At 46.2% G+C, this 12500-nt stretch carries 14 protein-coding genes (1 of these 14 running past the window's edge); 8 read left to right on the top strand and 6 right to left on the bottom strand.

The window, feature by feature from the left end:
• On the bottom strand, window positions 1-935 hold the 5' portion of the coding sequence (locus QT974_RS15275) for a serine/threonine-protein kinase (RefSeq protein WP_333469318.1). Its footprint begins 985 nt before the window's first position; the window shows 935 of its 1920 coding nt (coding positions 1-935); it begins with the start codon at window positions 933-935; its stop codon lies off the left edge, out of view.
• A gap of 95 nt (window positions 936-1030) precedes the next feature.
• Here QT974_RS15275 and QT974_RS15270 point away from each other — a divergent pair, with 95 nt between their 5' ends.
• The 3 genes from QT974_RS15270 (at window position 1031) to QT974_RS15260 (ending at window position 2492) form a co-directional block, all read left to right on the top strand.
• Window positions 1031-1339, top strand: coding sequence for a hypothetical protein (locus tag QT974_RS15270; protein WP_333469317.1), 309 nt, complete (start codon window positions 1031-1033; stop codon window positions 1337-1339).
• A gap of 87 nt (window positions 1340-1426) precedes the next feature.
• Window positions 1427-1909 (top strand): 2Fe-2S iron-sulfur cluster-binding protein, encoded by a 483-nt coding sequence (locus QT974_RS15265; protein WP_333469316.1) that lies wholly within the window; start codon window positions 1427-1429, stop codon window positions 1907-1909.
• A 112-nt stretch (window positions 1910-2021) separates the two neighbouring features.
• Window positions 2022-2492, top strand: a complete 471-nt coding sequence (locus QT974_RS15260; RefSeq protein ID WP_333469315.1) for a phycobilisome protein — start codon at window positions 2022-2024, stop codon at window positions 2490-2492.
• A 110-nt stretch (window positions 2493-2602) separates the two neighbouring features.
• On the opposite strand, the gene QT974_RS15255 is transcribed toward QT974_RS15260, so the two are convergent.
• From QT974_RS15255 to QT974_RS15235, 5 genes are all read right to left on the bottom strand, one after another.
• On the bottom strand, window positions 2603-3769 hold the full coding sequence (locus QT974_RS15255) for a pentapeptide repeat-containing protein (protein ID WP_333469314.1): 1167 nt from the start codon (window positions 3767-3769) through the stop codon (window positions 2603-2605).
• Between the two features lie 447 nt (window positions 3770-4216).
• Complete coding sequence (locus tag QT974_RS15250) at window positions 4217-4879, bottom strand: V4R domain-containing protein (protein WP_333469313.1); 663 nt, start codon at window positions 4877-4879, stop codon at window positions 4217-4219.
• Between the two features lie 363 nt (window positions 4880-5242).
• Complete coding sequence (locus tag QT974_RS15245; protein WP_333469312.1) at window positions 5243-5716, bottom strand: phycobilisome protein; 474 nt, start codon at window positions 5714-5716, stop codon at window positions 5243-5245.
• 129 nt (window positions 5717-5845) lie between these two features.
• Window positions 5846-6112 carry a hypothetical protein gene (locus QT974_RS15240; RefSeq protein WP_333469311.1) on the bottom strand — a complete coding sequence of 89 codons (267 nt, stop codon included), beginning with the start codon at window positions 6110-6112 and terminating at the stop codon, window positions 5846-5848.
• 95 nt (window positions 6113-6207) lie between these two features.
• The gene (locus tag QT974_RS15235) at window positions 6208-6909 is read right to left on the bottom strand and encodes a V4R domain-containing protein (RefSeq protein WP_333469310.1); all 702 of its coding nucleotides are present in this window, start codon (window positions 6907-6909) and stop codon (window positions 6208-6210) included.
• A gap of 290 nt (window positions 6910-7199) precedes the next feature.
• Between QT974_RS15235 and QT974_RS15230 the strand changes: the two genes are divergently transcribed.
• From QT974_RS15230 to QT974_RS15210, 5 genes are all read left to right on the top strand, one after another.
• Window positions 7200-9032, top strand: a complete 1833-nt coding sequence (locus QT974_RS15230; protein ID WP_333469309.1) for a caspase family protein — start codon at window positions 7200-7202, stop codon at window positions 9030-9032.
• Between the two features lie 820 nt (window positions 9033-9852).
• Window positions 9853-9996, top strand: a complete 144-nt coding sequence (locus QT974_RS15225; protein ID WP_333469308.1) for a hypothetical protein — start codon at window positions 9853-9855, stop codon at window positions 9994-9996.
• A gap of 401 nt (window positions 9997-10397) precedes the next feature.
• On the top strand, window positions 10398-10637 hold the full coding sequence (locus QT974_RS15220; RefSeq protein ID WP_106148444.1) for a hypothetical protein: 240 nt from the start codon (window positions 10398-10400) through the stop codon (window positions 10635-10637).
• Window positions 10638-11535: 898 nt separating this feature from the next.
• A complete protein-coding gene (locus QT974_RS15215) occupies window positions 11536-11787 on the top strand; it encodes a TIGR02450 family Trp-rich protein (RefSeq protein ID WP_333469307.1) in 252 nt (83 codons plus the stop codon).
• Window positions 11788-11825: 38 nt separating this feature from the next.
• The gene (locus tag QT974_RS15210; RefSeq protein WP_333469306.1) at window positions 11826-12275 is read left to right on the top strand and encodes a hypothetical protein; all 450 of its coding nucleotides are present in this window, start codon (window positions 11826-11828) and stop codon (window positions 12273-12275) included.
• Window positions 12276-12500: the final 225 nt, after the last annotated feature.

Raw genomic sequence — 12500 nt, 5'->3', positions numbered from 1 at the left:
TCCTCTTCAACTTCCAGCACAGACTCAGTTTCCGGATGCAGAGGTTTCACGCCACTGGTTCCCCGGTTTTCCCAAGGAACAATGCAGTCTCCCAATTGCCTGACAGCAGGATCGTACATGATCAGCCGCAGGGCTTGAGCCATTTGGGAAGCACTGGCAAAACGGCGGGCTGGCAGCTTTTCCAAGGATTTTTTGACTATTGCTTGCAAAGGTTCGGGGATGGCATCGGGAAGTTGCAAGCGTTGATTCAGGTGCGCCCATCTCAAGTCCCCGGGGGTGCCGCCGAAAGGGCGGTAGCCCATCAGCAACTCAAACAGCAGAATTCCCACTGCATATATATCTGACATGGGGGAATAAAGACCATAAAACCGCTCTGGGGCCATGTAAGCGGGGGAACCTACGGTAGCGTCGGGAGAAATTTCTTGGTGGAGGCGAGTTGTACCGATTTCTGGCAGCCTGCGGGCGATGCCAAAGTCAGACAGCCTGGGCGACCAACCTTTGGAGCCTAGAGTTAGGAGGATATTTTCGGGTTTGATGTCGCAGTGAACTACGCCTCGGCGGTGGGCGTAGTCTAAGCCTGCTAAAAGTTCCATAACTAGCTGCAAACCTTCGAGCAGTCGCAAGGGGCGGTCTTGTTTGAGCAGGTTGCGCAGGGTTCCTCCTTCGCAGTAGTCCATCACCAAGTACCTGCCTGTAGCTGTGTGTTCTAGAGCTCGGCACGTTACTATGTTGGCGTGCTGCAAGGTAATCAGAAACCACAACTCTCGCAAGAATTCGCTCGTTGGGGCTTTTTGATGGCTGAGTTCTTTGAGAGCAACCAGTTGGCTGGTGAGACGGGAGTCCTTAGCCGGACTTTCTCGAACGCTAGCACAAAAGACTCGACCAAATTGCCCTTGTCCGACTAGCCCTAAAATGCGGTACTTAGAATGTTGCATTGGTCTAATTATAGGAAATGCTTGAGCTAGTATTAAAATATGTAAAGAATTCTGACAAAAATTCAAATTTTTGAATCGATCGCCAGGTACAGCCTATGTTATCTCAGGTTCATTCTCAACCGAGTAAAAGCGATCGCACAGTCGCACCTACTAAAATCCTAGAGTTTAGGACTCAATATCAATCTTGCCGGATTCGGGTGCCGGATCTGGAACTACCTGTGGCTGCTATTTTAGTCGATCGCGAGTATTACAGTTTTTTCAAGGCCGTTCAAGAACCCTCTAAGGTTTTAGCTATCGTGGCCAAGCTGGGGAATCGGGGCGACTCAACAGCGATTACTAAAACCGCTAGCGGTTATGCAATCTGGGTTCTAGAACCCGAAGCCGAGGCTGTGAAGCCTTCTTAAAATTTTTGGGTGGAGACAAAAAATTGTTTTAACTTTCAAAATCTCACGTTTGCTGGCATACAGAACTTGACAAAATGAAAAATCAATATGGTTAAAATTATTAGACTAGATCCAATTGCCGAAGAAATGGCAGTGGAAACCCGATCGAATATTCTGGCTGCTTTACTTTCCAAAGACTTAGACGTTCTCAAAGAATGCGGCGGGCGGGGAATGTGCGCTACCTGCCACGTTTACATTAAAGACGGTATGGAAGGCTTGTCTGAGATGAACCGCCGCGAGAGGAGAACGCTGGAAGTCATTACTACAGCTAAAGCGAATTCGCGACTTGCTTGTCAGGCTCAAATCATGGGCGAGGGTGTAGTGGTACAGATACCTGCGGGGATGTACATTAATGCTATTGAAAATGTAGAAGCTCTGATCGGCCGTCGGGCTCAGCAAGATTTGTTGCACCCAATTACGGGTCAAGTGGTTGTGGAATCGGGAAAGTTAATCACTCGTTCGATCGTTACACAGCTTAATGAAACCCGCTTCCAAGTAGGGCAGTATTTAGTTCGGACTAAAGAAGCTTGAACTATACAACGCCAATTATTAATATAGCTGCGGATAGGGGATGGGGCGCCAATTAAGTTAAAACTTGATATGTTGGATTTGAACTGATTGTTGCCCAAAAGAAAAAATTCATATGTTGAGCCAACTTGCACGTTTGAGCATGGAAGCAGACGGACGCTACGCCACTACTGACGAGCTCCAATTTTTGAAAGACTACTTTCAGTCTTTGAATCACCGGATTAGTGCTTATAAAAAACTTCAAGCCTCTGAAAAAGAAATTATTCGGCAAGTAGAAGCACAAATGCAATCTCTCGACCCGAGTTTATTTCGCCGGGGCTCTCAAGATGTGACCGCTAAGTGGCGCGTGGATGCTGTGCGCGTGTTGAGGCATTCGGCGACAGCACTTTTAATTAATGATACTGAACGGTTGCGCGATCGGCTGCTGCTGTGGTTTCAAACTATTTTAGGCGCTTTTCAAGCTCGAAATAGTTCGGCCGTAACCTACGATGTGATGAAAAAGGTACTGAAACAATATCTGACTGCTGAAGAAGTCAGCCTATTTTTTCCGATTCTCGACATCAACCGCACTGTACTCGGTAAATAATCAAGGAGGAGGTGATGCCCTTTGAGATTTTTGATGGGAAGGAGTGATTTTATCAAGAGTTGGAGCAGGGGGCGACAGTTGCTACATTATTTTGGTGGACTGCCATCATCTTAACGGTGATAAATTGTGCCGTTAGGAAGAATGGCTCCAATCAATTTTGCTCCCCTCAAATCTGCCTCACCCAGAATCGCTCCGCGGAGGTTGGCTCCTGTCAAGTCAGCTTTCCGCAAGTTAGTTTTACTCAGGTTAGCTTTGCTCAAGTCAATTTCATGCAGGCAAGAATTAGACAGGTCGGCATTGATCAGGTAGGCCCCGCTCAAGTTAGCTTTGGTGAGGTTAGCGCCGCTCAAGTTGGCTTCCATCAGATAAGCACCGCTCAAGTTAGCTTCGCTCAATAATGCCTCTGCCATGTTGATTCCCGTTAAAAGTTTGCGGCTCAAGTCTACACCACCCAGATCTGCCCCGCTGAGGTTGACACCGCTTAAGTGAGAGCCATTCAAAGTAATCTTTCTCAGGTAGGTTTTCCTTAGGTCTGCTTTGCACAAATTAGCTCTGTCCAAGCAAGCTTCGCTGAGGTCTGATTCGCTCAAACACGCACCGTTTAAATAGGCTTGACTGAGGTTAGCTCGCCTCAGGTTAGCTTTCAACAGGTTGGCTTGGCTGAAGTTGGTTCTGGTTAAGTTGGCTCCGGCTAGGTTGGCTTTAGACAATTCGGCGCCGGTGAGGTGTGCTTCTGTCAAGTCTGCGTCTTTGAGACTCGCGAGAGTCAAGTCTGCATCTTTTAAGTTGGCCCCGCTGAGATTGGCTTTAATTAGATAGGCTTTACTGAGATTTGCCTCGCCCAAATTGGCTTTGGTAAGGTTGGTCGCGCTCATGTCTGCTCCGATGAGATTTGCCTTGAAGAGAATGGCTCCGGTCAGGTTTGCCCAATTCAGGTGAGCTCCGGCTAGGTTGGCGTCTGTGAGATTGGCTCCGCTGAGATTGGCTCCGCTGAGACTGGCTGCCATCAGGTTGGCGCCGGTCAGATTGGCTCCGCTCAGGTCGGCTTTGCTGAGATTGGCTCGGCTCAGATGGGCTTTGGTGAGGTCGGCTTGACTGAGGTTGGCACCGATTAGGTAGGGTCGGTGCTGGTGTTCGTTGAGGTTTGCTAAACGTAGAGTTGGGGCATCGCTGGAACGGTATAAATCGATCGGACTCAACACAATGCCGCGCAGGTTTGCCTGTCTAAAGTCTCTTTCGCCGGCTGCATATCGATTTAGAAGTTCATTGGCGTCCATTAAGTTAGAGCAAAAAGTTTGAAGTTGTGATATTTTTTTATTTTTGGGAGTTGCTCTGGTAAGTTAATAATTTTGGAGCTGCGAGTTGCGATTTTTTTATAAATAAAACCATTTTTGAAACTGGTAGCTTTTTGATAATTTAACTCACTATTTTGATGTTGTGGTGGCTGTAATGGTTGCGGAATGATTTATTTGATACCACTATCTCCAAAAAAGCAACTGTAGGTCTGTGTTCCCCGCCCTAGCAGTTATCATACCATGTCCGCTGAATTCCCGACAATTTGGAAGAAAGTTTTGTAGTAATGACTAAAGTCCTCACTGCCAAAAAAAAAAAATTATTATTATATTATTTGTTTTTTTTCGACAGGTTTTTCCATTTCCAGGGAAAATCGAAAATAAAAAATACTAGGACTGCTATTAACAACATATTAATAGCAGTCAAACAAGTCAGCTTTTTTGGCAAAGTTGACTGATGATCGCTTCATGATCTTGTCCTTCTTCGACCAGAGAATCTGCTGGTTGGAGGCGATCGCGCAGCCCTAAAATAAAGCGGTTGCAATCGGAGCCCAAGGATTCGCAGGAGGTTTGGATGCAGTGCAGTTCGCGACCCGTGAGCTGACTGAAGAAGGAACTCAAGATGCCTGCTTCTAAAAAACAGGTAGGTCGCTTCGACTTGGGAGCTGTTTTAGCAAACAGAGAGTTGCCAATTTTTACTATTAAAAATCCCTGTTCGGAATGGCTGGGGTCAAAATCAAATGTACCCCATCCGTGAGTTTTCCAGCACTGTTGCAAAGACTGAATAAATTCTACCATTTCCATTTCGGAAACTGGCTGACCGTAGTATTCGCTGACTTCTTCGCAAAAACGCACGTAGAAGTTTTTCCCCCACCAGCGACCGCAGTTGAAAAGGACGAGGCGGGATGCTTGGCCGGTTTCTTGTTCTAAACCGATATAAATGGCTTGAATAAGTGTTTCTGGCAGTGCTATGAGCCGATCGCCCCGGCGGTTTTCCAGCAGACCGAGTTCGAGGTCGCCTCGGACGTAGGCATCGCTGGCAAAGTAATTTCCAGGGATTCGGGGCTGTTTGAGTAAGTCGGCAATATTAATCATCGGTAATTGCTAATCGGGAATTGGGATGTTGAAGGAAGAGGAAGTTCGGCAACGAGCAAGGTACGGGATTTCAGTTGACAGTTGAGGGCTTGACAGTTGAGGGCACTTGACAAAAGAAGTCCGAGTATTGGAGTAATGAATTGTCTGATTTTAATTTATCCCGAAAAAGGTTCCGGCTTGAAACCAATTATTTCGGGTTAGGGATAGAACAAGGAAAAAAATCCTGATTTTCGATCTAGATAATTGGCAATTGGTAATTTACAAAAAAGTAATATTCTGGATTAAGTTTGAAATGAGATTTTTAGTTATTACTCATAATTTACCTTACCTAAATTACTATTTTTTTGAGGAATTACCTGTTGCCTACTGTTGATTGTCGCGGTCAACAATCATTGACTTTGCTTGGTCTAAAAATGGTTGCAATATTGCCCTAGCTTGCTCTGAAAGCAATTCTTTTAAACGAGTTTCCAGCAGAGTGCAAACAGTTGCTTCGACTTTTTGAGTTTGGTGGGCTTCGACTATGCCAGAAACCCAGTCTAGGAGTCGCTGTTCGAGAAACTCTCGATCGTTCAACAGCATAGCCATAGCGCAGTACCGCAAGACTAACACCCAGTGTTTGAGCGATCGTTCTAAGGTTTCTTCTTTTTGGTTAGGGAAGCTTTCTTGTAGCTTGTTGGCTACTGGTTGAAAGATGCTTGCTTCCTTCTCTCGCAAAAATTCATAAATTTTTAAGCGCTGGGCAAGGGTTGCAGCTTGACGCTTAAAAGCTATGAGTTCTTCGCCTTTTAAAAAGCGGGTTTCTGCCTGATCTAGCAGCGCCTCAATCTCAGGGTGCATGATTTTAACTAAGTGGTGATCGGTAATTGATAAAAGGAAGGAAGGAAGGAAGGAAGGAAGGATGATGGAAGAGGGAAGAGGGAAGAGGGAAGAGGGAAGAGGGCTATTTTTTGGGCTTCCCCACAAATATTAAAACAGGTCGAATAGGTCGTCAATAGTGACTTCTGCTGGTTCAGAAATAGAAATTGCTGGCAAGGGTGGCGGTAGGGGTAAGGCGCCGACTTCTGGAATTCCTTCCCAAGAAATAGCTTGAAAAAAGTCTGCTACTGGCCTGGTCAAAGCCAGCACTTGACCGGGGGTTGAGCCATTTTCGGTTTCTAAAGGTTTCCTTTGCCAATTATAGTAACCAAAGAAGTCTTGGACAGACTTGTCCAACCATGAAGTTTGACTTTTCATCTTTCTTCCTGCCTGGAGAACCCCACGATTGATTTTCGCACTCGCGAAATTAGTGGGAGGAAAGGCAGGGCAGGGGATGTGCCTTTCCAGGTTTTTTATCGCAATATTTCACCGTGTTGCAGTCGATTTTGAATATCGCGGGCGTTGGCACCTTCGTTGAGCCAGAATGCTGCTGCATCAATTTTATCTGGGTTGCCGAGGAGGAATTTACAATAGGTTTCTCCCATGGAATAACATTGAAGTTCTATACAACTCAGAGGCTTTTTGACTAGAGCTCCGAAGAAACCGGCGAACAATCCGGCGTATAAGTGACAAACCGGTTTGCCTACATCGCCTAAGGTACGAGCAACTGCTGAGTCAAAGAGGTTGATGAAGATGCAGCCGTGTTTGCGATCGCTCATGTCAACTTCCCAGCGTCCCCAACCTTGAGCAGTGAAAGGCCACCACCAAGTTTCTAGCAGAAACATCAGATTCGACTGACGAATGTTCTGGCTGAATTCGGCGCTAAACCATTTTTGAAAAAATTCGGAATCTTGGAGCCCCCACTGGCAACCAATAGTATACATGATCACAGAGGAAGCCGGGCCTACTTCTTCTTCGAGTCCCTCGACCAAACCGATGATGAAGTCTTCGCTGGTAAAAATGTTGCGCGACTCATTCCAGTCGCTAATTGTACCAAAGGAGCGATCGAAGGCAAAAAAATCCTGAAACCTATAATGGTTGTGACTTTTAGGATGCTTTTGCTTGAGTAGCGATTCGCTGCGGGCAGAGATTTCTTTTTGGGCGGTAGAGACCATTGGCGCGTTACTCCTGTTTGGTGTAGTTTGCGGAAAATTAGGTTCACATAGAACAAATAGACTCGCCTGTGTATTCAATTTAACGTCATTTTTCTGAATGCAGGCACAGAAATATTTTTTTGTGCAATATATAAAAATGCCGGTTCTACAGCCCTCCATTGTGGTCGTGGTTGGCACTTCTACCTCAAGACAACACCTATCTGACTGCTGGCGAAAGTGGGTATAACGTTCAACGACGATGTGTTATCGTTTTGTGCAAGCTGTCCACTATATATATAGGGCATATGGGGATGAAACATCACGCTTGTATTGCAATAGGGATCAATCAATATCAGTTACTCCAGCCTTTGAGTTATGCCCAAGAGGATGCAGAAGCACTGCACACTTTTTTGGTTGAGGAGGCGGGTTTTGCGCCGGATGGATGTCTGCTGATGACCGATAGCTCGCCATCGCTGTGGGGTCAATCTACGTATCCGAATCGGGAAAATATTCTGAGGTTGACTCAAAGCCTGTGCAGGGATCACTTGCAACAGGGAGATTTACTCTGGTGTTTTTTTAGCGGCTACGGTGTCAGCTATGAAGGTAAGGATTATTTGATGCCGGTTGACGGCAATCCGGCTGACATTCAGGGTACGGGGATTCCGGTAGAGTTGTTGTTGAATACTCTGAAAAATGCTCCTACCGAAACGGTGTTAGTGCTGGTAGATATGAACCGCAGCCAGATTGTGAAAGCGGGGGAAACGATCGGCACTCAAACGGCAGAGCTGGCGCGGGAACTGGAAATCCCGACGGTGCTTTCTTGTCGCCCGAATCAAGTTTCGCGGGAAACTTCGGCTTTGCGTCAAGGATTTTTTACGACGGCGCTTTTGGAGGGGTTGCGATCGGGACAGTGCTTGACGCTTAAGGGTTTAGACCGTTTCTTGAGCGATCGGCTCCCGGAACTGTGCGACCATCATTTGCGCCCGAAACAACAACCTTTGATGGTGGTCAATCCTCCCGGAAAGACTCATTTAGTGATTTTGCCGGATGCTGCTGGGGTGCCTGCGGCTGCGTTGGCCGGACGCAACGGCAATATGACGGCTGGTGCGACCCAGGGGCTCGAACGCCCGCCAATGGTGGCGGCTGCCGCTCGCATGGAGCTGCCTGAAGCTGCTGACAACGCGGTTAATGCGCCGCCCTCGAAGCCGCCGCTCGATCGCTCGAATGCTGTCGTGCCTGCTGCTGGGGGGGACGATCTACCGAACTTACCTCCTCGGCAGGATGTGGATAATGCCGGTTCTGACAAATCCTTTGTACAGCAGCTCATTTTGTGGAGTGGGGCTACGGCTTTGGTGTTGCTGTTGGGTGTTTTTGTGACCAACAGATCGATTTTTCTCGGTCAGCAGGAAGGAGACCCCCGATCGCCGGCCCAGAATGCTCAAAACCCTGGTATGCAAAATTCTGGTGGTGTTGGAGTCTCACCCAACCAACCGCGGGCGGTGCAAGCAGGGAGTGGAACTAAGCAGGCGCCGTCGAGCCAGCAGGTATGGGCTGAGGCGAAAACTTTCCTCAAGGATGGTTCGGCTTCTAGTTTTAATAGAGCGGTGGTTAAGGCTCGGACGATTCCGCCTAGCGATCCGCTCTACCCACAGTCCCAGCAGGATATTGAGCGCTGGAGTTTGACGATTTTGGATATTGCTAACGGGCGGGCGGCTCGGGGCGATTACCAGGGGGCGATCGGGGCGGCTAAATTGATGCCCGATGTCAATAAGGCGGTTTACAATCAGTCTCAAGAGGCGATCGCTCAGTGGGATAATTTAGCTAAACAGCAGCAAGTAAATGCTACTTTGCTATCGACGGCTAAGAGTCAAATTAAGCGCGGGGCAGCTTCTTCTTACAGTAAAGGCATCCAGCAAGCGAATAAAATTCAGGCCGGTCAGCCCAAGTATGAAGAAGCACAGCAGTTGATTGGAGAGTGGAGCGACACGATTCTCAAAATTGCTCAGTTGCGCGGCTCTCAGGGAAGGCTGAAAGAGGCTGTTGAAGCTGCTTCGCTGGTGCCGTCGGGTACTAAGAGTTATCAGCCAGCACAGGCGGCGATCGCGACTTGGAAAACTAAGCTGCAACGCCCGAAAAAAGGTTGATTTATTTGATAATTTCCCGGTGGGAAGCCGGGAAATTATCTTAGGTATAAAGCTGAGAGCGCTCGCTCGCTCGCGAACTCTTAATACTGCAATATAACAGCGATACATCCAGCGTGTTAAACCAATAATTTGATGCACCATTTCCCCTGGGCCGAGGCAGCAGCAGGGGATTTTATCTGTTGTATGGTAGATATTGTTTTGGATAGGTAAAGCTCTCCTAGCTGCTAGCTAATTAATATCTTTCATCCACGTACCGACCTCGATAAACCTGCCACTCCTAAGTCAAAAACCACGTTGTTTTACCGGAATGAGGGCTGGTTAGATATTTTTTTGCCCAAAAAATCATTAACAAACTTCTAAATAAGTCTGTTTAAATATCCAATAAAATAAATCAATTTAGGTGGTTGATTACTTAAGCTATCAGGTTAAGTAATACGAGATATAAAATTTATAGACTGGCAAATGGGATAGATAACTTTTATTCACCACCCGCACGAAGACAAAATCGCCACTTTTAAGGTTGACGGTGCAGGGATTGCCACCTTAATTGTTTTGACCGATATTTTGGGCTGTTAGCAACGAGTAGCAGATCGAATACTTGGAGAGATCGTGGGGTTTTGAGATGGTTATGATTGACTGATGTGTTAAAAATTATACAAAATGAGCAGTTGCTGGTAATTCTGACCGGCGTGCGATCGCCCCCAAGGAATTTTCAAAACAGATTCACCGCTACACATCGCAAAATGTCGGGATTCGCCAACTGCGAGTTTTCGCTAGCGCGGACATCATAAAGCTGTCCTAATTAACACAAATAAGGCATTTGCAAGACAAACAAAAAATATACGATCGACAAACAACAATCAAAACTTGCTGGCTGATGGTAGCCCACGTAACAATACGTATGCCTGAAGTTATAGGCGACAGCCAGCCTTGGGGACGGATTGAAATTAATAGGGTGATTTGAGAGTGTCTGGGTGTTAAGGGGGCGATCGAACAGGAATGTTTGGCGATCGATCCCTTCCCAATGGGGGAGGCTAAAACGTACGAAGCCCGCGATCGGGAGACAATGCTGAACTTTGTGAGTACAGGAAAGTAGCGTTAGCACTAAACTCTGCATTATTGTCGGAGGCGCGCCAAATTTGTAACAGTTCTTAACTATGAATAATTCTGGAAAAACTGCTAGCATGGTGACACTTTGAGGAGCAAAAACAGATAAAGTAAATAAAGTTGGCTAGCTCTAGAGGCCCCGATCCCCATCTAGGGGATATCGAATCAATTTGATTGGTACCAAGTGGTTTTAGAGTTACAATTGGAATCAAAGCATCGCTATTTAACTGAGTTCTTTAGTTACTTTTACTTTCAGCTATGAACGTGGATTTTATCAAAGCCCAAGTCAGGTTGCTACAGGGTGCAAGTTCATCGGAGCGAGAAACCCTTATTAAAAACATCGGCGTCTGTGCTGGCGTGATCAGACCCGGAGAGTACGTGACTCCACAGCGGAAGCACGCCATCACTCTCTGGCTGCAAACAAATGCGGTGCGGCTCCGGCTGCCCCAACTTCCTATGGATTTATCGGGTCACAAGCCCTCACACGGAAGTAGTTAAGCGGCACCGACTTCGATCGCATAAATTAATCAATCTTGCTTAAAAGTGCTTTTTTGTTGAGCTGTATAGCGTCAATGAGACACGATTGAGATTGAAAAAATGTTTCTATCCAGAGTTGCGTACCACAAAACGCCTGTGGACAACCAGCGGTCAACCGCTTTAGTACCAGGGAAACAGAACCCCAAACCTGCTCGCAAAGTAGTTTTGACTGAGTTTCACTGAACGGATTATTGCGCACAACTATAACCTGGGTTATTTGCTTTTAGATTTGAGATTCACGATTTAGCGAGTGCTGCATAAATTTGCTATTTGTGGAGCAGCCCAAAAATCAACCCTATTGAATAGGTATAACTAATTAGAGGGGCAGTTACTGAACTGCCCTTAATTTTGACCCCGAAGGCGCAGCTCCTACAAGTTACAATTAACGCATCTACTTGCAGATAGAGTTTAGCTGTTTTGTTGGAGACCAAGGGCAAAGGAGGAGAAGTGAAGAATATTTGATGATTGGGAAGTAGAGAATTTACATCGGCAATTTAAATGTCTAAAAGCTTCTAAAGCAGCACCAAAAATCAAGATATTGTCGGTGTTGGAGGTTGAGGTTTTTGGGCTTGTGGCTTTTCTTTGCCTGGGATCGAGCAACTCGCGTCTGAGTGATTGCAGCGGATATGAATTGGACTAGGTGCAGCATTTCCATAATTAGCCAGCAACAATCTGAAATTTTTCTCCGGGTTGGTGGCCAGAGTTGAGGATGGTCAGAGTGGGAACCGGGCAACCTTGTTTACCACAAATCGGGTATAGAGGTTGAAATTGGGAGCAATTTTTATTTATGATTAATACTATCGAACAGAACGAGTTATGACTATTAACTTGCTTTCTAATATTTTTTTGTCAAAATACTGTGCCGAAAAAACAAAAATTTCCTTATTTACTTGGTTCCAGATGGACTTCACACCAAAAAACTTGGGGGTGGCGCCACTTTCAAGTAGTCAACCGCAAAAATGAAGGTAAATGGGTATTTGCAGAAATGGTGGCATCTTGCGATCCGAATGTCCGTTTCTGGCTGAACGCCCAACAGCTTAAAGACCGATCGCTCTGGGAAGCTGGATGGCAGTCTACGCAAGAATTAGAGGAATTAGAAGCGGCAGAATAAAAGATAGCGCTTTGGGGTAGATTAATGAAAAAAAAATTGTGTTCTTGGTGTGTTTGCTAATTAGTGCTGGATGGGGCGGCGCAGTTGGCGAAAAGTCGATCGCAATTGCAGTTCGCTCTCTTCCCAATACTCTGTCTGCCGATATTCCAACTCCCGCAGCGGAATTGTCCAAGTTAGTCCTGACTTTACAAGACTTACCCGCAGGTTTTAGAGAGTTTCCAACTGCGGCTTTCCAGCAACTGGTGAGTCGCATCCAGAGCTTTAAACCAGCCAGCGTTTTTGCTTATAACAAAAGCGACGACCAGCAGTATCGAGTAATAATAGGGTTTACAATGCAGGTGCCCAACCAAATTGACCTAGCTAAGTTTGATGCAGAAATCCGTGAAGAAAGTTTTGCACAAGAGTTATCAAAAGGTTTAAACGGTGTTAGCCCAGAAGGTCGGTTTCCTAATGTTACCCCCCTTAATCCTAGAAGATCGAATTGGTAATTTCTCGGCGGCGCGGACAAGTAAAGGAACAATATAAGGCCAACCTGTCAATGCCGAATTCGCAGTATTTCGGCGGGAAAGAATAGTCATTTTTTTGATGCTTATGTATCTCAATGGCAAATCGCCGATCGCAATGAGTTCGGCGGCGCGTCAGGGAATTTAAACCTGACTTAACTAGACTTGAATTGCAAAAATCGGAAAACACCCTAAAATTATCTGCGTTTA

It is taken from the genome of Microcoleus sp. BM001215392 (assembly GCF_036700185.1).
Lineage (GTDB): Bacteria > Cyanobacteriota > Cyanobacteriia > Cyanobacteriales > Microcoleaceae > Microcoleus.
Note: the sequence above shows the minus strand (reverse complement) of the source record. Positions and strands in the feature narration are given on the sequence as shown.